This window comes from Nocardia vulneris (assembly GCF_001613425.1).
Classification (GTDB): domain Bacteria; phylum Actinomycetota; class Actinomycetes; order Mycobacteriales; family Mycobacteriaceae; genus Nocardia; species Nocardia vulneris.
The window spans coordinates 105,345-128,479 of the sequence record NZ_BDCI01000052.1; the positions used below are offsets into that span (position 1 = coordinate 105,345).

Here is a 23,135-nt window from a genome sequence, read left to right on the forward strand (position 1 = left end):
GAACAGCCAGGAGGAATGCGGTGCAACCACAGTGGGTGCCGACCGAGCAGGACATCGCCGCGGCCAGGATCACCGACTTCGCGAAATTCGCCGAAGGGCGCACCGATCGGGTGCTGCCGGACTACGCCACGCTGTGGCAGTGGTCGGTCGACGATCTGGCGGGCTTCTGGCACGCGGTGTGGGACTACTTCCAGCTCGGCCCGGTGGCGGGCGAGATCCTCGGTAGCGCGGAAATGCCCGGTGCGCAATGGTTTCCGGGTACCCGGCTGAACTATGTGGATCAGGTGGTCCGCCAGTTCCGCACCGATCGGCCCGCCATCATCGCGGTCACCGAAGACGCGCCTGCCCGCGAAGTCTCCTGGGTCGAGCTGATCGACGAGACCGCTGCGCTGGCGCGCACGCTGCGCGAGCTGGGTGTCCAACCCGGTGACCGGGTCGCGGGTTACCTCCCCAACATTCCGGAGGCGGTGATCGCGTTCCTGGCGACCGCCAGCATCGGCGCGGTGTGGAGCGCCTGCGGCCAGGACTACTCCCCCAAGGCGGCGCTGGATCGGCTGGGCCAGCTCGAACCCACCGTCCTGATCACCGCGGACGGCTACCGATACGGCGGTAAGGCACACGACAAGCGCGCCGACATCGCGGCGCTGCAAGCCGGTTTCGACAAGCTCAGCGCCACGATCGTGGTGTCCCGGCTCGGCCTCGACGTGCCGGACGCGACACCGTGGGACGCGGCCACCGCCGTCGACGAGTCGGTACCCGCCGTGATCACCACGCAGCCGGTCGATTTCGAGCACCCGCTGTGGATCGTGTTCTCCTCCGGCACCACCGGGCTGCCCAAGGGCATCGTGCACGGGCACGGCGGGGTGCTGCTGGAGCATCTGAAAGCCGTTGCGCTGCAATCCGATATCGGGCCTGACGATACCTTCTTCTGGTACACCAGCCCGAGCTGGATGATGTGGAACTTCCAGGTCGCGGGGTTGCTGACGGGTGCGACCATCGTCTGCTACGACGGCAGTCCCACCGCCCCCGCGCCGGACGCGCTGTGGCGCATCGCCGCCGAAACCCGGACCACGGTGCTCGGTACCAGCCCGGGCTACGTGCTGGCCTGCATCAAGGCGGGGGCCACGCCGCGCACCGAGCACGACCTGTCCGCCTTGCGGTCGGTCGGGATCACCGGCGCTGCTCTGCCCACGTCCTCGGCGACCTGGCTGGGCGAGCACACCGGTGCGCACGTCCAGGTCAATTCGATCAGCGGCGGCACCGACGTGGTGTCGGCCTTCATCGGCGGCGTCCGGACCGTTCCGGCGTGGCCGGGCGAACTGTCCGCGCGTTTCCTCGGCGTCGCGCTGGAGGCCTTCGACGGCCTCGGCCAACCGGTCCGCGACGAGGTCGGCGAGCTGGTCATCACCAAACCGATGCCGTCGATGCCGGTGCGCTTCTGGCACGACCCGGACGGAAAGCGCTATCACGACGCCTATTTCGACATGTATCCCGGGATCTGGCGCCACGGCGACTGGATCACCATCACCGAGCGGGACAGCGTCGTGGTGCACGGCCGCTCCGATTCCACCCTCAATCGGCACGGCATCCGGATGGGCAGCGCCGACATCTACCAATCCGTCGAGCAGCTGCCCGAGATCGCCGAGGCACTGGTGATCGGTGCCGAACAACCCGACGGCGGTTACTGGATGCCGTTGTTCGTGGTTCTCGCGCCCGGCGCGGAACTCACCGACGAGCTGAAAACCCGGATCAACAGCACCATCCGCACCGAGGTCTCGCCCCGGCACGTGCCGGACGAGATCCTGCTCGCCCCGGGCATTCCGCACACGCGCACCGGCAAAAAGCTCGAGGTGCCGATCAAGAAACTCTTCCAGGGCGCTGACGCCGCGCGGGTGGTCGAGCGCAGCGCGGTCGACGACCCGGCACTGCTCGACTGGTACGCGGCGGTCCGCCCCGCCACCGCGTAGCGGAGCGGACCGCCGATGTCCCGTGGACACCCGTGCTACCGGTAGTACGGGTGTCCGCCCATCGAAGCGGTGAAGACGGCCGCGCGGAAGGCGCGCGCCTCGGCGAGATTGCGGCGTTCTACCGGGGTCAGGCGGTACTTGGCGCGCAGTCGCCCTGCGGCGTGCGCGACTGCGGTGAACGGGGTGAACTCACGGCGGAGCGCGATGGTCACGATGGTCTCTTTTCGTACGAGCGGCCCACCGTCGCAACCGTTTTCGGGCGCGGCCGGCCCCTGCGCGAAAATGCTTGGGGCTCAGCCGATCACCCGGCGGCAGCGGGCCGGGAGCGAATGGGGTGTCGAAGTGGTACTCGGATACGGACTGTCGCCGGACACTGTGTCGCTCACCTCCTTGCCGCCGTGACGCGCGCGCGTCGCTGATCTCGGGGTCAGGCACCACGCCGGAGGGGGCACCCCTCTCGTCAGAGCTTCGGCACTGCGCGACGTATCCCGATCCGGGAAGCCACCTGGGATCGCCCCTTAGTCCGAAGCGATCTGTCCTGATCCTGGGCGTCTCTCGACGTCGTCGGATCAGTGGCCTGTGTTCGCGCAGGAGCCTCGCTTAACGAGGTGCTGACCAAGCCAGAATGGCCCTTCGGCGCAGCCGCGTCAAGTACGGTTGATTACCGATCAGGTCATGGACCCGGCCACGCCGATCTCCTAGCGTGGCGAGGAGAAGTTCGCCCCGAATCCGCAGGAGGTGGCAGCGTGGCCGCACAGGATGTCCGCGAACGGGCCGAGACCGCCGGCTATCCGCCGGGGCCCCGGCTGCCCGCGTTCGTGCAGAGCGTGTTGTTCCAGACCGACCGGCAGCGCTTTCTGCCCGCCCTGGCCCGGCGTTACGGCGACGTCTTCACCATGCGGATCCCGCCGTTCGCGCGGCGGTTCGTGGTGTTCTCCCGGCCCGAGCACATCCGGGAGATCTTCGCGGGTGACCCGCGCGACCTGCACGCGGGCGAGGGCAATCAGATCCTCGGCCACATCATGGGCCCGCATTCGCTGTTGCTCACCGACGAGGAGGAGCATGCGCGGGCCCGGCGGCTGCTGATGCCCGCGTTCAACGGCTCGGCGCTGCGCTCCTACCGCGACCTCGTCACCGAGCTCGCGGTGGCCGAAATCGACCGGTGGACACCGGGATCCACGCTGATCACGCTGGACCGGATGAACGCGCTCACGCTCGAGGTGATCATGCGGGTGGTGTTCGGGGTGTCCGACGCGAGCACCCGCGCCGAGCTGGCGCCGCGGCTGAAACGCATCGTCGATCTCAATCCGCTGGTCTTCCTCGGCTTCAAGTCGGCGCTGCTCGGCCGGATCGGCCCGTGGCAGCGGTTCGCGCACAACGTGCACCAGGTCGACGCGCTGCTGTACGCGGAGATCGCGGAGCGCCGGCAAGCGCCCGACCTGGCGCAACGCACCGATGTGCTGTCCCGGCTGCTGCACGCGGGGACCGACACCGACCAGGATCCCCCGCTCACCGACGCCGAGCTGCGCGACCAGCTGATCACGCTGTTGCTCGCCGGGCACGAGACGACGGCCTCCGCCCTGGCCTGGGCGATGTACGAGCTCGCGGCCCAGCCTGCCATTCAGGACGAGGCCGCCGAAGCCGCGCGGACCGGCGACGACAAATTCCTCGAAGCCGTGCTGAAAGAGGCGATGCGCCGGCGCGTGATCATCAACGGCACCAACCGAAAACTGACCAGGGACATGACAATCGGCGGTCAGGCACTGCCCGCGGGCACTGTGGTCTGCACGTCGATCCTGCTCGCGCATCGCAACACCGACAATTACCCGGATGTCGCGGCCTTCCGCCCGGATCGCTTCCTCGGCGGCGAGGTCGCGCCGAACACCTGGTTCCCCTTCGGCGGCGGCGCGCGCCGCTGTATCGGCGCCGGGTTTTCGCTGATGGAGGGCAGCACGGTGCTGCGCGAAACGCTCCTGCGCTATGTGCTGGCCCTGCCCGCCGGAGCCGGGCCCGAGCGCGCCAAGACCCGCAACATCACCACGGTCCCGCGGGGCAAGGCGCGGCTGGTCCTCGTGCCGCGCGGGTGAGCACCGAGGCATGGCCTTTCCCACCAGCGCAGATCAGTACGATGTCCGACATGAGTGTCGACAATCGCCGTACGGCGCGTAAGGCGAGCACCGGCGACTCGGCACCCCGGGAGATCCGGCGCAGGCCGAAGAATCGCCGGGCGCAGATCGCCGCGGCCTCGGCCGCCGCGTTCGGCTCGCTGGGCTATCACGGCGTGAGCATGGAGGACATCGCCTCCGGTCTCGGCATCAGCTCGGCCGCGCTGTACCGCCACTACCCCAGCAAGTACGCGCTGTTCCGCGAGGAGTTGCTGCGGGTGGGCCGGGCGATGACCGAGTCGGTTCAGCTGCCCGAGGAGGCCGCGACCTGGTCGCCCGAGCAGCGCCTGCGCCAGGTGCTCGACTCACTCATCGCCGTCACGATCGAGAACCGCACCGCCATCACCCTGGTGCGCTGGGAAGGGCGCTATCTCGAGCCGGAGGATCTGACCACGCTGAGCGATCAGCAGCTCACGGTGCTGGGCGCGCTCGGCGACCAGCTCGCCGAACTGCGCCCGGAGCTGACCGAGGACGACACGCGGGTGCTGCGCATGGCGCTGCTCAGCACGATCACCAGCATCGCCGATCACCACGCCACGCTGCCGATGAAATCCCTTGCCCGGCTGTTGAATTCGGCCTGCCGGCCGATCGTCGGACTGACCCTGCCCGCCGTGCGGCCGGCCGAGCCGCAGCCGGTGGTGGAGATCCCGGATTCGTTCAAACACGAACTGCTGCTGCGCAAAGCGGTGGAGTTGTTCCACGAGCGCGGCTACCCGAATGTCAGCGTGGAGGACATCGCCACGGCGGCGGGGTTGTCCGCGGCCTCGGCGGTGTATCGGTTCTATCGCGGCAAGAGCGATCTGCTCGCCGCGGCGTTTCGCCGTGCCGCGGAACGGGTTTCGGGTGCGGTCGGCCCGGCGGTGGCGACCGCCGCGAGCCCGGAGGGCGCGCTGACCGCGCTGATCGATCAGTACGTGGCCGGCTCGTTCGCCGAGCGCGCGCTGACCTACGTGTACTTCACGGAGTTCCAGCATGTGCCGGCGGAGGAACGCACGGTGCTGCGCAACATCCAGCGGCTCAGCGTCGAAGAGTGGGCGCGGCTGCTGCGCGAGGTGCGCCCGGAGTTGTCACCCGCCGAGGCGCGATTCCTGATCCACGCCGCGTTTGCCCTGGTGGTCGATCTCGGACGGGCGTTCGACAACGAGCCCATGGCGGCCCAGGAGCGGGTGCGACTGCTGATGCAGGTGGTCTTGTTCGGGCGGCCTGCGCTCGAATGAGCCGCTGCCCAGCGGACCAACCGGTCGCATAAGTTAACGGAAATTCTGGACGGTCTGCGATACGTATCCCTAGGTGAAGTCCCGAAACTCTGCGTTCTTTGTGATCTTCTGTTCAGATTCGCCATCGGGTTCGGCTACCATCGCGGCATGGGTGCCCAAGAACGCCGCGCTGCGGACAAGGCGGCCGACGGGACGCCGACGCGAGCGATCCGGCGCAGACCCCGCGATCGACGCGCACAGATCGCGGCAGTCTCCGCCGAGGCGTTCGGATCGCTCGGCTATCACGGCGTGAGCATGGAGGACATCGCGTCCCGGCTCGACATCAGTTCCGCCGCGCTGTATCGCCACTACCCCAGCAAATACGCGCTGTTCCGCGAGGAAGCGCTGCGACTCGGCACACTGAGTGCGTCCGCGGTGCAACTGCCGGACACCGCGCGGGAGCTGTCCGCCACCACGCGGCTCGAGCAGGTCATCGACGCACTGATCGCCTCGTCGATCACGAACCGGCGCAGCGCCGCGCTGCTGCGCTGGCAGCGCCGCTACCTCGAGGACGAGGACGCCGCGATCCTCGATGACCAACTGGCCATGGTGAATTCGCGGTTGAAGGCCTTGATCGCGGCGACCAGGCCAGAACTCGGCAAGCCCGATCACGCGGTGCTGTCCGCCGCCGTCCTGAGCGCGCTCAGCAGCATCGGCGATCACCACGTGTCGCTGCCGGCGCGGGCGTTGCACGCCCTGCTCGGCACCGCCTGCCGGGCGATCGCGGCATGCACGCTGCCCGAGATCACGGATCAGCGGCAACCCGTTGCGGCAGTGGAGATTCCACTCACCTTCAAACACGAGTTGCTGCTCGTACGCGCCGTCGAGCTGTTCCACGAACGCGGATACCCGAACGTCAGCGTGGAGGACATCGCCACCGCCGCCGCGTTGCCCGCCTCGTCGGCGGTGTACCGCTTCTACCGCGGCAAGGGCGATATCCTCGCGGCCGCGTTCCGCCGTGCCGCGGAACGGGTTTCGGCCGCGATCGGTCCGGCCGTCGCGGCGGCGGACAGTCCACGACAGGCGCTGACGACGCTGATCGAGCTCTATGTCGCGGGATCGTTCGCCGAACGCGAGCTGACCTTCGTGTACTACGCCGAGATCAGCAATGTGCCCGCGGACGAGCGGACGGTGCTGCGCAACATCCAGCGACTCAACGTCGAGGAATGGGCGAAGCTGCTCGTCGGTATGCGTCCCGAGCTGTCACCCGCCGAAGCACGGCTGCTGGTGCACACGGCGCTGGCGCTGGTGGTCGATCTGGGGCAGCGCTTCGGTTCCGACGACCCGTGCTGCTCGCAGCAGCGGGTCGGGCAATTGATGCGAGTAGTCTTGTTCGGCAACGAATCCGGCTGACTACGGCTGCGCCGGTGGCGGGGCCAACGGCGAGTTCACCTTGTTCACCAGCCAGTGCCCGTCGACCTTCTCCAGACGCATGACCATGGACAGCTGACCCGGCGCGGGCTTGCCCTGCGTACCCATGCTGGTGATGGTCTGTCCGATCACCACGATCGCCTCGGCGGAGTTCTGGTCGCCGGTCTTGATCGCGCACTGCACGTCGTTCACCTTGGACACGACCTCGCCCTGGGTCAGCACCTCGCGCAATTCCCTGCTGGTGCTGTCGAATTGCTTCTTCCAGTCACCGGTCGCCCCGGCCAGCACCGCCGCGAAATACGGGTCGAGCTGTTTGGCGTCGTAGTCCGCCAGGACCGGGGCGTACGCACACGCGGCGGTCCGCGCGTCCGCGTTGGCCTCGAGCACGGCCTTGTTGCCCCGGTTCTGGACGAAGAAGACGACGCTCGAAACCACTGCGGCACAGAGCAGTACCGCCGCCGTCAGCTCGAGGGCGAGCCGTCCGGACCGGCCGAGCCGCCGTCGTTTCGGCGCGGCAGCCGTCGTCTCGGTCGAAACCTCTTCGGGCGTAACAGCACTCGACTCTTCAGCCGTATCGCTATCGGACATCGGTTGAACTCCTATCTCCCAGGTGCCGGACGGGACAGCTCGTCGCCGGAGACGCCGGGAGGCGGACCCGAGCCGTTGTCCGGCACATTCGGTCGTGGTGCGTTCGCGGAGCCGCGAACCTGCAACGCCGGGTTGTCGGTGATGCAGTAGTTGTAGAGCCGCACCCTGGTGTCCGCGGTTTTCGTCGTCGGGACCACCGGCACGGTGCCGTAGTCACAGCTCGGCCGGGGCCACGGGTCGATCAGGGTGTGATAGGCGTTGTCGTGCGCGGGCACACCGATCGCCGCGGATCCCGCGCGCAGCGCGGGGAACAGCGCCGCGATGGCGGGCGCGCGCAGCTTGGCCGCCTTGGTGATCGCGACGAAATTGGTGACCAGGTTGGTCACCGGATCCTCGGTATCGCGCACGATGCCGCCGAGCGTGGCGAGCTGGCCAGGCCCGAGTTCGAGGAACTTGCGCACCTCGGCGTCTGCCGCGCTGAGCTGCTGGAACAGTGCGCTGGACCCGGTGGTGAGCGTGCTCAGATCGGGTTGCGCGTGCGACGTCGTCTCCGCGATCACCTGCAGGTTCTCGATGAGCTGCCTGGTCTGCGGCAACAGATCCGTCAGCCCGGCCATCGCCCGGCTGATCCCGGAGATCATGTTGCGCAACCGATCCGGTCCGCCGGCCAGTGCCTTGTCCAGTTCATCGATGATCACGTTCAAGCGCGCCGGGTTCAGCCCGCCGATCAGTCCGCTCATGCTCGACAGCACCGACTGCACCGTCACCGGGACGGTGGTCCGCGCGCGGTCGACCACCGCACCGTCGCCGAGATAGGGTCCGCTGTCGGTATCGGGCCGGAAGTCGAGATACTGCTCCCCGGCCGCCGACAACCGGCCCACGGCCACCGTCCCGCCCACCGGAATTCTTGCGCCCTTGTCGATTTCGGCGATCGCGGCGACGCCGTCGCCCGAGATGCGCACCTCGGTGACCCGGCCGACCCGGACACCGCGGAAGCTGACATCGTTGTTCGCCGCGAGCCCGCCGGAGTTCTGCAACTCCACCCGCACCGTATAGGTGTTCGGCAGCAAGTTGATGCGCAGCACCGCCGCCCCGAGGTAGGAGACGCCGACCAGCAGCACCAGGATCAGGCCGATATTGGCCACCGCGATGCGATGACGAACCAGCCACTGCCACAACGGAATGGTCATCGCGTACCGCCTTGCAACCGGCCGAGCACCTTCTCCAGCACCTGGGCCAGACTGCCGATGAAGGCGGGCACGTCACCGAGTTCGGGCGCCCGGCTGCCCTTCGGGTCGGTCAGCGCGCCGACGCTCAGGTACGAGACGGTGGCGGCGACGGCCAGCGTCGGACCGTCCAGGCTGGCCATCACCGAGGGATAGACCGCGTGCAGTCCGTCCAGCGTGCCCGCGAGATCGTCGCCCATCTGCGCGAATCCGGACATCAACCGCTGGATGCTGTCGAACAGGGTGAGAAAGTCCGGGCCGGTGGTGTCGGTGAAGTCGCCGAGCGCGGCCATGGTCACCGAGATCTTCGCGGTGAGATCGGCGATGGCCTTGTTGTTCTCGGCCACCAACCCGATCAGCGGCGGGAACGTATCCGCGGCGGCGCCCAATTCCTGCTTGCGCCTGGCCAATTCGCCGGTCAGCGTGGACATGCCGGTCAGCACGCTGTCGACGTCGGCGGTGCGCCGGTTCAGAGCGCTCAGCACGTCGGTCAGCTCGGTGATCAGATGCGACAGTTCCGGGGCGCGGCCGCCGAACATGGAGTTCATCTCGCTGGTGATCCGGGCGGCCTGGTTGAGCCCACCGCCGTTGAGCAGCAACGAGATCGACATCATCAGCTGCTCGACCGAGGCGCCGGTCGCGGTGTGCTCGGGCGCGATGGTGTCGCCCGGGCGCAGCAGCTCGGCGCTGTCCTGCTTCGACGGCAAAGTCATCGCGACGAACATGTCGCCGAGCGGGGTGGCCTGCCGCAGCTCGGCGCTCGTACCGCGGGGCAGCTGAATGTCTTGGCGGATCTGCATTTCCACATCGGCCAGGAAGTTGGTGGTGCTGATCGCGGAGACCATGCCGATATCGGTGCCGCCGATCTTGACGTGCGCGTTCGCGGGCAGATTCAGCGCGTCCCGGAAGACCGCGTGCAGGGTGTAGCCGGGGCCGCCGATGCCGGGCTTGGGCAACGGCACGTTGTCCACCGTCACCGCACAGCCCGCGCTGCCCGCGAGCACTCCCGCCGCCGCCAGCACGGCCAGCGCCCGCCTGCTCATTTCGTGAGTCCCAGCAGCGCGGCGGTGAGCCCGAAGTCCGGGCCGAAGTCCTGGATCTTGCCGGTGCGACAGCCATCCAGGCGCATCTGCACCCGCTCGCAGAACACCGACAGCGCCTCACCGTCGAGCACGGCCTTGTCCAGCAGGCCGTGCAACCGCAGCGCCTGGTGTTCTTTGCTGGTCGCGTTGTCCAGATTCTGGAAGAACAGCGGTGTGACGTCGGCGATCTCGGTGACCGAGCGGGCATTGGCGCGCATCTGCCCGGTGAGCGCGGTGAACCGGGTCAGCGCGCCGAGCAACTGTTCCCGGTTCGCACCGACCACCGTGGAGGTGTTGGTGACGAAGTCGTTCAGCTGGGTCAGCACCGCCTGCAGACCCGGGGCCTGCGCGCCCATCAACTCGACCAGCTCGGTCAGCCGCCCGCTGAAATCCCGCACGGTCTGGTCGTTCTCGGCGATGATCTGGGTGATCTCGTTGAGTTTCACGATGGTGTTGGAGATCTGGTCGCCGTTGGCGAGGCTGACCTCGAAGGCGGCCGACATCGCGTCCAGCGTCTGCCGCAGCTTGTCGCCGTTGCCGTCCAGCAGCGGGAACAGCACCCGGCTCGCCATCGGCCCGGTCTCGTTGTCCCCCTTCAACGCCTTGCCGAGCTGGTCGAAATTGTCCAGGATGCGGTCGAGTTCGACCGGGGTCCGGGTGTGCTCGAGCGGGATGTGCGCCCCGTCGGCCAGCACCGGTCCGTTGCCTTCGTACGCGGGTGCCAGCTCGACGTGTCGGTTGGTGATCAGCTGTGGGGAGACCAGCGCCGCAATGGCATCCGCGGGCACCTTCACGTTTTTGTCGATGGACATGGTGACCTCGACATAGCTGCCCCGCGCGGTCACCGTGTCCACCCGGCCGACCGGAACGCCGAGAATCGCGACGTCGTTACCCGCGTACAGGCCCGCCACGTTCTCGAAATCGGCGCTGATCCGCAGATGTTCGCCGAGGTACTGGTCCGGCAGCCCGGACAGGCTGTCCGGCAGCAGCGAGCAGCCGGACGCGATCGCGGCGATCCAGCACAGCACCGCAGTTTTGCAGAAGGTACTCATCTTCATCAGTTACACCCCTGTACCGCACCGGCGAAGCACAGCCAGTTGTCCGGGAAGACCCACGGCGCCCACACGTCGCCGTAGGGGCCGTTGCCGAGCGCATTGTTGAACTGCCGCAGGGCGACCGGCATGATTTCGTAGAGCGAGTCGAGGTTGTCCCGGTTCTTCTCCAAGCCCTCGGACATGGTGTTCAGGCTCTGGATCAGTGGGCCGAGTTGATCGTTGTTCTCCAGCCCCATCTCCTGCAGCAGCCGCGAGAGCTCGGCGACGTTGTCCAGCAAGGACTTCAGCAGTTGCTGGCGCTGCGCCACCGCATTGCCGATCGCCTCGCCCCGGGTGAGCAACAGCAGCACGCTGTTGCGATTGTCCGAAACCAGCTGTGCCACCTGGTCCATGCTCTTCAGCAGCACATCGACCTCGTCGCGGCGATCGTTGATCACCTTGGCGAGCGCGCCGATGCTGTTCAACGCCTCGACGGTGAGCTGCGGCGAATCGCCCATCTGCCGGGTCAGCAGATCGAGCGACTGGCGCAGCTTGGCCGGATCGATCCGCTCGATGCGCTCGAACGACGACTTGTACACCGGATCACGGATGACCTTGCCCAGGTTGTACGGCACGGTGGTGTTGGCGATCGGGATCCGGTTGCCCGACAGCCCTTTTCCGTTCCCCGGCACCAGTTCGACATGCAACTTGCCGAGGATGGTCGTCATCTTGATCGCCGCGCGCGCATCGGGGCCGAGCCGGATATCGCGACGCACCCGCAGATCCACCACGACCTTCGCGCCGTCGAGCCGCACCGCACGCACCGAACCGACTTCGATGCCGGAGACGTCCACCGACGCGCCCGCACGCAACCCGGCCGCCTGTGCGAACTCGGCTTGAATCGTCCGGTCCCCCAGCCTGGCCTGTGACAACGCGCTGGAGCCGACGAGCAGCAGGAGCACCGATCCGGCGGCGAGCAAGCCCAGCCACAGCAGTCGATTGCGGGGTAGCCGGACGCGTCCGGCCAGCCCACGGATCCGGTTTCTCATCGGCACACCTCCGATTGCGAATTGCCGCCGACCTGGGAGAACAGCCCCGGCGGCAGCAGCACGCCCCAGAGCGACACGTCCAATCGGCAGATGTAGGCATTGCCGTAGGCGCCATAGCTGGTGAATCTGGCCACGCCGTTGAGCAGGTCCGGGAGTTCGACGGCCGCCTGGTCCAACGAGGCCCCGTTGAGCAGCAGCAGCGCCACACCGCTGGTCGCATCACGCTGTGCCCGAGCCATATTGGGCTTCACCTGACCGATCAGCTGGACCAGCGAGTCGGTCGAGGTGGCCACCTGCTGCACGGAACTCTTCAGCGATTCGCCTTGCGCGTAGAGCGACTCGACCAGCGACCGTGCCTGCGTGATCAAGGTTTCCAGTTCACCGCTGCGGTGCGCGAGGCCGGCAATGACGCTGCTCAGATTGCTGATCACGTCACCGAGAATCTGATCCCGCTGTCCGAAGGTGCCCGCCAGCTCCGCCGCCTGGGTGATCAGCGCGCTCAACGACACGTTGTTGCCTTGCAGCGCCTGAATCATGGTCTCCGACAATGCGTTGATCTGATCCGGTTGCAGCACGCTGAACAGTGGCTCGAACCCGGACAGCAGCCCGGACACGTCGAACGACGGCTCGGTGCGCTCCAGCGGGATGGCCGACCCGCTCGGCACCGCCTGGCCGGCCTCGGCGCCGGGCACGAGCGCGACGTAGCGCTGCCCGATCAAATTCTGATAGCGCACCAGGGCTTTCGTCGTGGTTGTCAGTCGCTGCCGCTGCTGGATGCGGAACTCGACGCGCGCTCGGTAGTCCCCATCGAAGTCGATCGCGTCCACCCGGCCGACCCGCACGCCCGCCATCCTGATGTCGTCCCCGACCCGCAGGCCGAGCACATCGGAGAAGGTCGCGGAATAGGAATCGGTATCGCCGGAGACCGATCGCTGCAGGGTGGACCAGATGGTGTAGGTGAGCACGATGGCGAGAACAGCGAAGAGGCTGAAGCCGATCAGCGCCTTGCCCGAGCGTCTCATCATTTGCCGTCCCCGTTCACCGGATACATCGCTCCGCCTGCCAGCAGCGGGGCCAATAGCAGGTACTGCGCGGCGTTCGGCCTACCGCCGACGATCGCGGCCACCGCGGACGTGCCACGTAACCCACCGGAATCGGCATGCGGCGCGTCGTCTTTCGCCGCAGCGGGCGCGGTGAGGCCGGGAATCATGGGCAGCCCTGGGATCGTGGGGAGAGCCGGCATGGTGGGCAGCACCGGCTTCGGCCCGGCCGCATCCAGCCAGCCCGGCTGCTGCTGCGCCGGAAACTCTTGCGGGGGTGCAACTTCCGGAATCGACGCGCCACCGCAGCGCGGCCCTGACATGGTGCCGTACCGCGGGCAATCCGCGGCGGTGTACTGCTGGAACGGCGTGAACGACACGTCCATCTTCCACACCATCTGGCGGCTCGGTCCGAACGAGAAGACCGAACGCAGCTTCTGCAGCGAGACATTGAAATTGGCCGCCGTCTCCGGCAACGCCGACGGGTCCTGGGCCAGGCTGCCGAACAGTTCACTGACCCCGGAGACCACCTCTTTGCCCGCGTCGGGGTTGCGCGCGAACAGCGAATTCACCGAATCGACCGCGCCGCCCGCGTTCGTCAGCAAGGCGACGAGCTGCTCCCGCCGTTCGGTGAGCGTGCGGGCGGTGGTCACCGAATCCGACAGCACGCCCACCAGGTCGGGCGCGGAGACGCTCAGCGCGGTGGCCGCCCGGCCGAGGTCGCCGAGCAGGTTGCCGACGCCGGGCACGGCGTGCACCTCGGTGAGCCAGCGGTCCAACCGCTCGATGGTCGAGCCGGGCACCCGCGCGGCCGGATCGAGCGCGTCGGCGAGTGTCGCGAGCACCCGGCCCAGCTTTTCCGGCTGGATGTGGTCGAGCACGTCGCGCAGCACGCTGAGCGTGGTCTGCAACTGGACCGTGCCCTCGCTGGTGTCCTCCGAGATTTCCGCCCCCGCCCGCAAGGTCGCGGTGCCGCGGCCGTTGTCCACCAGCTCGATCGCCGTCACGCCGAAGATATTGCTGGGGATCACCCGCGCCGTGACCTGAGCCGGAATCATTCCGGCGACAGCGGGTTTCAGGTCGAGTTCGGCGCGCTGACGCTCGCCCTTCGCGACGACCTGCACCTCGGCGACCGATCCGACGATCATGCCGCGGAACTTCACATCGGCGTGCGCGGGCAGGCCGTCCCCGGTGCTGGTGAGCACCGCGACGACGCCGACCTTGTCCTCGAACCGGCCGGTATAGCGCAGCCCGAGCAGGTACAGCAGCAACAGCACGATGGCGGTCAACGCCAGGCCGGCGAGCGCGAGCTGCCGCGCGCTCGGACCGCGTCCACTGGGGTCGATGAGCATCGCGGGCCCCTATCCCGAGATCCGGAACCCGGGGTCGATACCCCAGATGGCCAGTGTCAGAAACAGATTCGCGAATACCATGACGACGATGACCATCTTGATGGCCCGGCCCGCCGCGTGTCCGACGCCCTCCGGGCCGCCGGTGGCGACATAGCCGTAGTAGCACTGCAGGAACGTCGAGATCAGCACGAACACCATCACTTTGAGCACCGAGAAGAACACGTCGGCGCCGTTGAGGAACTGGAAGAAGTAGTGGTCGTAGGTACCCGCCGAGGTGCCGCCGAGAAACAACACCGACAGCTTCGTCATCAGATACGCGACCGCGAGGCCGACGCTGTACAGCGGGACGATGGTCAGGGTCGCCGCGATCATCCGCGTGCTCACCAGATACGGAAGTGGACGGATCGCAATGGATTCCAGCGCGTCGATCTCCTCGGAGATGCGCATCGCGCCCAATTGCGCGGTGAAGCGGCAGCCCGCCTGGATGGCGAAGGCCAGCGTCGCCAGGATCGGCCCGATCTCGCGGGTGGTGGCGAACCCGGAGATGGCACCGGTGAGCGGGTTCATCGTGAGCAGGTTCAGCGCGGTGTAGGACTCCATCCCGACCGTGATGCCGCCGAAGCCACACAGGATGACGACCACGCCGACCGTGCCGCCGCCGACGATGAGCGAGCCGTTGCCCCAGCCCACATCGGCGGTGAGCCGCAGCACCTCTTTGCGATAGTGCTTCAGCACGAACGGAATCGCCGCGATCGCCGCGACGAAGGTGATGGCCTGATGCCCGGCCCGCTGATTGGCCCGCACCGGCCCCTGCGCGGCCGCGCCGAGCAGCCGCAGCGGTCGCAGCGCCGGCGGGGTGTACCGCGAACCCATCTCAGAGCACCTTCGCCGGGAACAGCGTGTTGTACACCTGGGTGATGATGATGTTGGTGGCGAACAGCATCAGCGCCGAATTGACCACGGCCGCGTTGACCGAGTTCGCGACCCCGCCGGGGCCGCCTTTCGTGTGCAGCCCGATATCGCAGGCGATGATCGCGGTGAGCGCCCCGAAAATAGCGGCCTTCACCAGCGCGACGATCAGATCGTTCGCGACGGCGAAGGAGGCGAAGGTGCTGATGAACGAGCCCGAAGTGCCGCCCTGCGCATAGACGTTGAACAGATAGCCGGTGGCGAAGCCGACGAACACGACGAACCCGCACAGCAGCATGCTGACCAATACCGCGGCCGCGAGTCGCGGGGCGACCAGCCGGCGGATCGGATCGACGCCCATCACCCGCATCGCGTCGATCTCCTCCCGGATGGTGCGCGAGCCGAGATCCGCGCAGATGGCCGAGCCGACCGCACCGGCGATCATCAGCGACGTGACCAGCGGCGCTCCCTGCCGGATGATGCCGAGACCGCTGACCGCGCCGATGAACGTGGTCGCCCCGACCTGACTCACCAACGCGCCCAACTGGATCGAGACCACGACGGCCACGGGGATCGCGACGAAGACCGTCGGCGCCGCGGACACGTTGGCCATGAAGGCGCACTGCTTGACGAATTCCTGGAACGGGAAGCGGCGGGCCACCAGCGCACGGACCATCTCGACGACGGCGTCGCGACCGAGCCGCACCTGCCTGCCGAGGGTTTCCAGCGACCGTTGCGGGTGGCGCTGCCACAGGCCACGCAGGTCGTCGACGGCCTTTTCCAGATCGGTCCGGTCGGGCGGGCGTTCGGTGATGGTCACAAGAATTGCCTTTCCGGCCTCAGGCGGTACCGCTCAGCTGCCGCTCGAGCAGGACGAGAAGAAAGCCGAGCACCGCGATGCCCGCCGCGACGGAGCTGAGCACGGCGAGCCAGAGCCCGAAGCGCAGCACCGGATTCACCCGCCGGCGGCCGCCGAGGATCTGCACGGCCAGCACCAGCACGTCGATCAGCCAAACCAAGATCATCATCAGGTCATGCACACATTCGAGAAGGTGAGCACGGGCCAGCACACGATCGAGCCCAGGAACGAGACGACGACGTCGATGCCGTGCATGTTTCGTAGGTGGCTGGTGTGCGTGAGCGTCCAGACGACGCCGATCAGCCCGTAGGGAACGGCGAGAATGATCAGGGTTCCGAGGAACTCCGAGACCTTCATCTCGTAGCTGAACAGCCGATCCAGCTTCTCGAGCATGCGTGTCCTTTCGCGTGCCGACCGAACGTCACCGGCCCCACACGAGCGCCCCGAGAGATCCGCCGTTGGATGTGGCCGGCCGCCGCGCGGTCCGGTATGGGCGGCTATGTTACGCACGATTCCGGTCTGAAAGGAAGGGTTTGGCGAAGATTGCCCGGCCGTCCGCACGCGAATAATTGCACGCACATCGGCCCGTTGACGGCAGGCCGCAGGCGACTTAAGTTATCTGTAGTTCACAGATTCTTTACAGGGACGCCGAGTCGATCCAGCCTTGGGAAGGACTCCCTATGACCGCCGCCGCCCATTCCCCCGATCAGCACGATGTCGCCCCACTGCCGAAAGAGCGCACCCGAATCCCGATCGGCTCCGCGCATCGACCGGTCCGCAAACGCCCGATCACGCTGACCGACGCGCTGGACTTCTGGTCCTTCGCCGGGGCAGCGGCCAATGTGGCGATGCAGATGGCACGGCCGGGCGTAGGGTACGGCGTCGCCGAGAGCAAGGTCGAATCCGGGGCGCTGATGCGGCATCCATGGAAGCGGGCCAGGACCACCACGCAATACCTCGCCGTGGCGATCCTCGGCACGGAAGCGGAGCGGCTCGCCTATCGCGAGGCGGTGAATGTCGCTCATCGGCAAGTACATTCGGCCCCGGGCGCCGCAGTGAAGTACAACGCGTTCGACCGCGATCTCCAATTATGGGTCGCCGCATGTCTTTACATCGGTTTCGAGGACACCTATCAACTGCTGCAGGGCCGCATGAACGACGAGCAGGCCGAGGCGTTCTATGCCACGTCGTCGACCCTCGGCACCACGTTGCAGGTGACCGCGGAGATGTGGCCCGCCACCCGTGCGGATTTCGATCGGTACTGGAACGAAGCCTGCGGTCGGGTCGCGATCGACGAATTCGTCCGGAGCTACCTGGACGACCTGCTCGAGCTGCGCATGATCCACTGGTATCTGCGGCTCCCGTTCCGGAACCTGTTGAAGTTCTTGACCATCGGCTTCCTCGCCCCCGTTTTCCGTGAACAGCTCCGGGTCGAATGGACCGCCGCCGATCAACGCCGGTTCGAGCACCTGTTCGTCTTCGTCGCCTTCGTCAACAGATTCATCCCCCGCTTCGTCCGGCACGGCGGGACCCACGCCCTCATGGCCGACGTGCGGCGCCGGATCCACAAACACAAAGACCTGATCTGAGCGTGACACCGTCGTCCGGGCGGCGCACCACCCGGACGACGGAGACCCCTCGATCAGGCAGGACTCATGGGCAGAGCGCGTCGCTGAGCAGGTCGATGAAATCGGGTTCGGACTTCGGCGCTTTGTTGAAGGTGTAAGTCACGGCCCGGCCGTCCGGGGTCGCGCCGGACAGTGTCAGGAAGCCGTAGATACCACCGCTGTGCCCGACATATTCTGCGCCGCAAGGCAATCGAATCGATCCGACGCCGAGCCCGTAGGACATGTCGATGGTCTCGTCGCCCATCGGCACACCGGCCCGCATCTGCGGCAATTCAGCGGCGGGCACCACTTTCCCGGCCAGCAATGCGGTGAAGAAGCGGTTCAGGTCGGTACCGGTGGACACCATCGCACCGGCGGACCACGGCACCGACGGTTCGATGCGGGACACCTCGGTGACCACGCCGTCGATCTCGTCGTAACCCTTCGGGTGCGGACCGCGGATATCCCGCTCGCCGGGACCGGGCAGGTAGGTATCGGACAGCTCCAGCGGAACCAGAACCCGCCGCTGCAGCTCCTCGACATAGGTTGCGCCCGTGACTTTTTCGATGAGCATCCCGGCGACGATGTAGTTGGTGTTGCTGTACTCGTAGCGGGTGCCGGGCGCGAAATCGGCGGGCATGGTGAGCGCGATCGCGATCTCCTCGGCCGCGGTCATGGTGCGGTTCTCCAGCGCCGCGCGGTACTCGTCGATTCGGGGATCCCTGGTGAGTTCGGGCAGTCCGCTCTGATGGCGCAAGACCTGGCGTACTGTGATCGCCCGCCCGTCGATGCCCGGTCCGGTCAGCAGACCCGGCAGGTAGGTGTCGATCGGCTCGTCCAACCGGACCTTGCCCTCCGCGACCAGTTGCAGAATCACCGCACTGGTAAAGGTCTTCGTGATGCTGCCGATCCGGGTGCGCTGCAGCGGCTCGGCGGGCATCTTCGCGTGCGTGGCGGTGTCGGACTCGCCACTGGTGAGCACCGCGGTCGCACCGTCACCGGTGACGGTCGCGATAGCGCCGGCGCCGCCCGCCGCGACGATTGTGTCGATATTCTCCTGTACCGCACGAATCCTGTTGTCCGACAGTCGTTCTGCCGGTACCGGCGCCGATTCCGAGGAACACCCGGCAAGCAGTCCGGCGGCGGCGAGAGCGGCGGCGAGCGGTGCGAGGCGCATACCGGTAACGGTAGGTAAGCGAACGGTGGACGCACATCCGGGACGAACCCGGAGATCGCCCCTGAGGCCCGATCCCCTTCGAGGATGAGAAGCGTCCGCGCGGGCTTGCATTGGAGTGCACTCCAACTTTTACAGTCCTCCCATGACCACGATCCAACAGCCCACCGGGGACAACGACCGTTTCGAGCGCGGCTTGGCGCTGCTCAAAGAGATCGGCGGGCCCGACGGTCCCGCGGTACTGGAGAGTCTGGGCGATATCGCCCCCGACCTGGGCCGGATCACCGTGGAGTTCGGCTACGGCGATATCCTGTCCCGGCCCGGCTTGACGCTGCGCGAACGCGAGTTGACCACGGTGGGCGCCCTGGCCGCACTCGGGCACGCCGCACCGCAACTGCGCTGGCATATCAACGGTGCGCTCAATGTCGGCTGCACCCGCACCGAGATCGTCGAGGTGCTGATCCACGCCAGCGTCTACGCGGGATTCCCGGTCGCGCTGAACGGTCTCACCGCCGCGAAAGAGGTCTTCGCCGCCCGCACCGATCTACCCGAAGAGCCCGCGCCGGAACCGGCTCCCACGGGTGCGCGGTTCGAGCGGGGCACCGCCGCGCTGTCCGAGATCGACGGCGAAGCCGGCGAGCAGGTCGTCGCCGCATTGCAGGACATCGCCCCGGACTTCGCGCGGCTGCTCGTCGAGTTCTCCTTCGGAGACATCTATGCCCGGCCTGGGCTCGACCTGAAGACCCGCGAAATGGTGACGGTGGCGATGTGCACCGCGCTCGGCGCCGCACCCCAACTCGGCGTGCACATCCACGGCCTGCTCAACGTCGGCGGCAGCGAGCAGGAGGTGGTCGAAGTCCTGATCCAGATGGCGGGCTACGCCGGCTTCCCGGCCGCGTTGAACGGAATCTCGGTGGCGCGCACCGTCTTCGCCGAGCGCCGCAGCCATCGAAATGCCGATGCCTGATATCGGCGATCCCATTGGCCACCTTCCGTGCCCGTACCTAGGGTCGAAGACATGGCGAAAATACTGTTCGTACTGACCGGCGCCGACCACTGGACCCTGGCCGACGGCACCCTGCACCCCACCGGCTTCTGGGCCGAGGAGTTCGCGGTGCCCTACGAAGCGGCCAAAGCGGCCGGCCACGAGATCGTGGTCGCCACGCCCGGCGGTCTCGTGCCACCGGTGGACAAGGGCAGCCTGGCCGCCGAGTACAACGGCGGTCAGGACATCGCCGACAAACGGGCCGAAACACTCACGAACGCCGTCGAGTTGCAGCGGCCCGCCGATCTCGCCCAGGTCGACCTCGCCGACTACGACGCGGTCTACTACCCGGGCGGGCACGGGCCGATGGAAGACCTCGCGGTGAACCGCGAATCCGGCGAACTCCTCACCGCCGCACTGCGATCCGGCAAACCGCTCGCGGTGGTCTGCCACGGTCCGGCCGCCCTGCTCGCCGCCACGAACACCGACGGCACCAACGCCTTCGCCGGCTACACGCTCACCGGTTTCACCAATGCCGAGGAACGGCAGGGCGGCCTCGCCGACAAGGCCAAGTGGCTGCTACAGGACCGGCTCGTCGAACTCGGCGCGGATTTCCAGGAGGGCGAGCCGTGGGCGCCGAAGGTCGTGGTGGACCGCAACCTGATCACCGGCCAGAATCCGGCGTCGTCCGCACCGGTCGCCGCGGAGCTGCTGAAGAAGCTGGCCTGAGCGGCCCCGGGAATCGTCGCCGGGGTCGAGACGTTGGTCGCGATAGTGACGTCGTCACGTCTGGTCCGCAGCAAGGCTCGTCCGCTTTCGCGTAATTCCCCTTCGGAAGGAACCGCATCATATGAGCACCGACCGCAACGCCCGGCCCGCCGCCGCGTCCGGGACCTTCACGATCGGCGCCGACCTGCCCGTCCATCGGCTCGGTTTCGGCGCCATGCAACTGACCGGTCCGGGCGTCTGGGGTGATCCCGCCGATCCCGACGAGGCGGTGCGGGTACTGCGCCGGGTCGTCGAACTCGGCGTGAATTTCATCGACACCGCCGACTCCTACGGCCCGTTCGTCAGCGAGCAGCTCATCCGGAAGGCCTTGCACCCGTACCCCGACGACCTCGTGATCGCCACCAAGGGCGGCTTCACCCGCAGCGGCCCCGGCGATTGGCGGGCGGTCGGCCGGCCCGAGTACCTGCGCCAGCAAACCGAACTCAGCCTGCGCCACCTCGGGCTGGACCGGATCGATCTCTACCAGCTGCATCGGATCGATCCGCAGGTGCCGCTGGCCGACCAGCTCGGCGAGCTGGCGCTGCTCCAGCAGGAGGGCAAGATTCGGCACATCGGCCTGTCCCAGGTGAGCGTCGCGCAGCTGGCGCAGGCGCGCGAGATCGCCACCATCGTGTCGGTGCAGAACCTCTACAACCTGTCCAACCGCACCGACGAGGATGTGCTGGACTACGCCGAACGCGAGAACATCGCGTTCATCCCCTGGTACCCGATCGCCACCGGGAAGTTGGCCGCACCCGGCGGTCCGCTCGATGCCATCGCCAAGGAGCACGGTGCCGCGCCGGCGCAGCTGGCGCTGGCCTGGCTGCTGCGCCGCTCGCCGGTGCTGCTGCCGATCCCGGGGACGTCCAGTGTCGCGCACGCCGAGGAGAACGCCGAGGCGGCACGGATCACCCTGACCGACAAAGAATTCGAAAGTCTCGCCGCGGCGGTGTGAATCACCCTCGCGCGAGTCGACCTGAAACTGGACAGTCTCGACGGAGACTGTCCAGTTTTATTTTCGCGGCTCGGCGATTGCCGGGACTGCTTTGCGCGCAGCGCAATTCCCCGTGATACCGCGGGAAATGCGGCATTGTTCACCTCCACGCAATGTCGGTGCACCCGGCACCGAAGGCGCCACCGGAATCACGCTCGACACGGATGGATCAGGCCGTGCCGGGACCGCGCGCTGGATTCCGGAATGCCGGCGCCCTCGTGAGGGTTTGGGCAGAACCCCGGCGCCGGGTGCGTGATTCAGCGTGCACGTTGCGATTCGGTGGATAACAGTCCCGAATGCGGTAATTGCGGGTAGTTTCCGTTTGTATCAGCCTGGTGCGAGGAAGCGGGACCTATGGTTGAGATCGACTGGACGGGCGAGGATGTCCGTGCGCTTCGCGCCGCGATGCGGCGAAGCCGGTACGAATTCGCGCGTCTGGTGGGCGTCACCCCGCGCACCGTTGTCCTGTGGGAAAACGGCCGGACGAATCGGATGCATGCCGCCAGCCAGCGTCTGCTGGACAAGGTCGTGTCCGATGCCGATCCGGCCGTCGTCGCGCGCTTCGAGCGGACTGTCACGGCAGGTCGGGGCTCCGGCTTCGACCTCGCGGACTCCGACCCGGCGCCCGATCCGCACACCCAGCTCGGTAGGGACATCGGGCTCGACAAGGAAGTCGAGGATGACGACGTGAGAAGGCGAGAGTTATTGGCCTGCATCGGCGCGGGCCTGACCGGCCGGGCCGCCGAGCTGATCGCGAGCGAGCCGGAGAAGATGCTGGCCACCCTGGATGCCGGGTCGATGAGCGAGCGACGGCTCGGCTTGCTCGAGCACTCGGTCGAAGAACTCGGCAAACGGGTGGTGCACCTACCGCCGCACGAACTGCTGCACCCCACGCTGGAGCAGTTCCGCACGGTTCGTGGCGCGCTCGCCCAGCGGCAGGCGACCCATCATCAGGTCCGCCTGGTTCGCACGGCGGGGCGGCTCGCCAACGTGGTCGGCGAAATCCTGTTCAACGAAGGACATTTCGGACAAGCCCGGATGTGGTACGGCACGGCGATCCATGCCGCGCAGGACATCGGCGACCGCTACTCGGAGGATATCGCGCTGGCCGGTCTCGCCTATCTGCCGACTTACAGCGACAAACCGAAGGAAGTCCTGAACCTGCTCGGCGGGCGGCTCGACGATAATCCGGCACACGGTCCCGCGGCGGCCTGGCTGTGGGGAATGGCGGCCCGCGCACACGCCAGCCTCGGAAATGCCGACCAGTTCGCGCGGTGCATCGAGAAATCCGCCCGCGCATTGGAAGATATTGACCAGCAAGAACTTACGGTAGGAATCTTCTCTTATCGCCCGGAGAAACTCGCCTTCTATCAGGCGATCGGCAACGCGCGACTCGGCCGCGCCGGCGAAACCGCGAAAGCCGCGGCCCGCGCCCTCACCCTGTACGACCCGCGAGAAACAATGGAGCCCGCGCTCGTTCGCTTCGAGCACGCCACCGCGTTGCTGACCGCGGGCGAGATCGATGAAGCGTGTTCCATTGCGACACAAGCGATCACCGGGAACAACACCTATATCGGGCTGACTGTCACCAAGCGCGCCAAACAGTTCGACACCGCACTGTCCGGCTTTCGCGGGCGCGCGGTCACGGGCTGGCGCCAGCATGCCCGGTCGGTGCTCGAGGCATCCCGAATCAGGGCCTGACGAACCGG

General features: G+C 67.3%; 22 protein-coding genes and 1 riboswitch. Of the genes, 9 read left to right on the plus strand and 13 right to left on the minus strand.

What is annotated here, in order from left to right:
• Positions 1-20 precede the first annotated feature (20 nt).
• Complete coding sequence (locus tag NVU01S_RS40425) at positions 21-1,967, plus strand: acetoacetate--CoA ligase (RefSeq protein WP_043672742.1); 1,947 nt, start codon at positions 21-23, stop codon at positions 1,965-1,967.
• A gap of 35 nt (positions 1,968-2,002) precedes the next feature.
• Here NVU01S_RS40425 and NVU01S_RS43900 read toward each other — a convergent pair whose 3' ends face one another.
• Positions 2,003-2,179, minus strand: a complete 177-nt coding sequence (locus tag NVU01S_RS43900) for a hypothetical protein (protein WP_156161636.1) — start codon at positions 2,177-2,179, stop codon at positions 2,003-2,005.
• Positions 2,180-2,412: 233 nt separating this feature from the next.
• A riboswitch (M-box (ykoK) riboswitch) is annotated at positions 2,413-2,582 on the minus strand.
• A 131-nt stretch (positions 2,583-2,713) separates the two neighbouring features.
• Here NVU01S_RS43900 and NVU01S_RS40430 point away from each other — a divergent pair.
• The 3 genes from NVU01S_RS40430 to NVU01S_RS40440 all read left to right on the plus strand — a co-directional run bounded on the left by NVU01S_RS40430 (position 2,714) and on the right by NVU01S_RS40440 (position 6,741).
• Positions 2,714-4,054 carry a cytochrome P450 gene (locus NVU01S_RS40430; protein ID WP_043672739.1) on the plus strand — a complete coding sequence of 447 codons (1,341 nt, stop codon included), beginning with the start codon at positions 2,714-2,716 and terminating at the stop codon, positions 4,052-4,054.
• Positions 4,055-4,104: 50 nt separating this feature from the next.
• Positions 4,105-5,349: a TetR/AcrR family transcriptional regulator gene (locus NVU01S_RS40435; protein ID WP_043672880.1), complete on the plus strand. Its 1,245-nt coding sequence runs from the start codon at positions 4,105-4,107 to the stop codon at positions 5,347-5,349.
• 147 nt (positions 5,350-5,496) lie between these two features.
• Complete coding sequence (locus tag NVU01S_RS40440) at positions 5,497-6,741, plus strand: TetR/AcrR family transcriptional regulator (RefSeq protein WP_043672736.1); 1,245 nt, start codon at positions 5,497-5,499, stop codon at positions 6,739-6,741.
• On the opposite strand, the gene NVU01S_RS40445 is transcribed toward NVU01S_RS40440, so the two are convergent.
• Genes NVU01S_RS40445 through NVU01S_RS40495 form a run of 11 tightly spaced genes read right to left on the minus strand, consistent with a single transcriptional unit; the run spans position 6,742 to position 16,291 of the window.
• Positions 6,742-7,347 (minus strand): hypothetical protein, encoded by a 606-nt coding sequence (locus NVU01S_RS40445; protein ID WP_043672733.1) that lies wholly within the window; start codon positions 7,345-7,347, stop codon positions 6,742-6,744. It abuts the gene before it with no gap.
• A gap of 11 nt (positions 7,348-7,358) precedes the next feature.
• Positions 7,359-8,537 carry an MCE family protein gene (locus tag NVU01S_RS40450; RefSeq protein ID WP_043672730.1) on the minus strand — a complete coding sequence of 393 codons (1,179 nt, stop codon included), beginning with the start codon at positions 8,535-8,537 and terminating at the stop codon, positions 7,359-7,361.
• Complete coding sequence (locus tag NVU01S_RS40455; protein ID WP_043672727.1) at positions 8,534-9,616, minus strand: MCE family protein; 1,083 nt, start codon at positions 9,614-9,616, stop codon at positions 8,534-8,536. The genes NVU01S_RS40450 and NVU01S_RS40455 overlap by 4 nt, the downstream gene beginning before the upstream one ends.
• The gene (locus NVU01S_RS40460; RefSeq protein WP_043672724.1) at positions 9,613-10,713 is read right to left on the minus strand and encodes an MCE family protein; all 1,101 of its coding nucleotides are present in this window, start codon (positions 10,711-10,713) and stop codon (positions 9,613-9,615) included. Before NVU01S_RS40460 ends, NVU01S_RS40455 begins: the two co-directional genes overlap by 4 nt.
• Positions 10,713-11,738 carry an MCE family protein gene (locus NVU01S_RS40465; protein ID WP_043672721.1) on the minus strand — a complete coding sequence of 342 codons (1,026 nt, stop codon included), beginning with the start codon at positions 11,736-11,738 and terminating at the stop codon, positions 10,713-10,715. Before NVU01S_RS40465 ends, NVU01S_RS40460 begins: the two co-directional genes overlap by 1 nt.
• Complete coding sequence (locus tag NVU01S_RS40470; RefSeq protein WP_043672718.1) at positions 11,735-12,760, minus strand: MlaD family protein; 1,026 nt, start codon at positions 12,758-12,760, stop codon at positions 11,735-11,737. Before NVU01S_RS40470 ends, NVU01S_RS40465 begins: the two co-directional genes overlap by 4 nt.
• Positions 12,760-14,130: an MlaD family protein gene (locus tag NVU01S_RS40475; protein WP_043672715.1), complete on the minus strand. Its 1,371-nt coding sequence runs from the start codon at positions 14,128-14,130 to the stop codon at positions 12,760-12,762. The genes NVU01S_RS40470 and NVU01S_RS40475 overlap by 1 nt, the downstream gene beginning before the upstream one ends.
• 9 nt (positions 14,131-14,139) lie before the next feature.
• Positions 14,140-15,003 (minus strand): ABC transporter permease, encoded by an 864-nt coding sequence (locus NVU01S_RS40480; RefSeq protein WP_043672713.1) that lies wholly within the window; start codon positions 15,001-15,003, stop codon positions 14,140-14,142.
• A 1-nt stretch (position 15,004) separates the two neighbouring features.
• On the minus strand, positions 15,005-15,859 hold the full coding sequence (locus tag NVU01S_RS40485; RefSeq protein ID WP_043672710.1) for an MlaE family ABC transporter permease: 855 nt from the start codon (positions 15,857-15,859) through the stop codon (positions 15,005-15,007).
• A gap of 19 nt (positions 15,860-15,878) precedes the next feature.
• Positions 15,879-16,067 (minus strand): hypothetical protein, encoded by a 189-nt coding sequence (locus NVU01S_RS40490; RefSeq protein ID WP_043672707.1) that lies wholly within the window; start codon positions 16,065-16,067, stop codon positions 15,879-15,881.
• Complete coding sequence (locus NVU01S_RS40495) at positions 16,067-16,291, minus strand: hypothetical protein (protein ID WP_029901605.1); 225 nt, start codon at positions 16,289-16,291, stop codon at positions 16,067-16,069. Before NVU01S_RS40495 ends, NVU01S_RS40490 begins: the two co-directional genes overlap by 1 nt.
• 287 nt (positions 16,292-16,578) lie before the next feature.
• Between NVU01S_RS40495 and NVU01S_RS40500 the strand changes: the two genes are divergently transcribed.
• Positions 16,579-17,487: an oxygenase MpaB family protein gene (locus tag NVU01S_RS40500; RefSeq protein WP_052280743.1), complete on the plus strand. Its 909-nt coding sequence runs from the start codon at positions 16,579-16,581 to the stop codon at positions 17,485-17,487.
• Between the two features lie 64 nt (positions 17,488-17,551).
• Here NVU01S_RS40500 and NVU01S_RS40505 read toward each other — a convergent pair whose 3' ends face one another.
• Positions 17,552-18,682 (minus strand): serine hydrolase domain-containing protein, encoded by a 1,131-nt coding sequence (locus NVU01S_RS40505; RefSeq protein ID WP_043672704.1) that lies wholly within the window; start codon positions 18,680-18,682, stop codon positions 17,552-17,554.
• A gap of 142 nt (positions 18,683-18,824) precedes the next feature.
• Between NVU01S_RS40505 and NVU01S_RS40510 the strand changes: the two genes are divergently transcribed.
• The 4 genes from NVU01S_RS40510 (at position 18,825) to NVU01S_RS40525 (ending at position 23,127) form a co-directional block, all read left to right on the plus strand.
• Positions 18,825-19,646, plus strand: a complete 822-nt coding sequence (locus NVU01S_RS40510; protein WP_043672701.1) for a carboxymuconolactone decarboxylase family protein — start codon at positions 18,825-18,827, stop codon at positions 19,644-19,646.
• 51 nt (positions 19,647-19,697) lie between these two features.
• Positions 19,698-20,393, plus strand: coding sequence for a type 1 glutamine amidotransferase domain-containing protein (locus tag NVU01S_RS40515; protein WP_043672698.1), 696 nt, complete (start codon positions 19,698-19,700; stop codon positions 20,391-20,393).
• Between the two features lie 121 nt (positions 20,394-20,514).
• Entirely contained in the window at positions 20,515-21,387 is an 873-nt protein-coding gene (locus NVU01S_RS40520) for an aldo/keto reductase (RefSeq protein WP_043672695.1), read from the plus strand.
• 393 nt (positions 21,388-21,780) lie between these two features.
• On the plus strand, positions 21,781-23,127 hold the full coding sequence (locus tag NVU01S_RS40525; RefSeq protein WP_043672693.1) for a helix-turn-helix domain-containing protein: 1,347 nt from the start codon (positions 21,781-21,783) through the stop codon (positions 23,125-23,127).
• Positions 23,128-23,135: the final 8 nt, after the last annotated feature.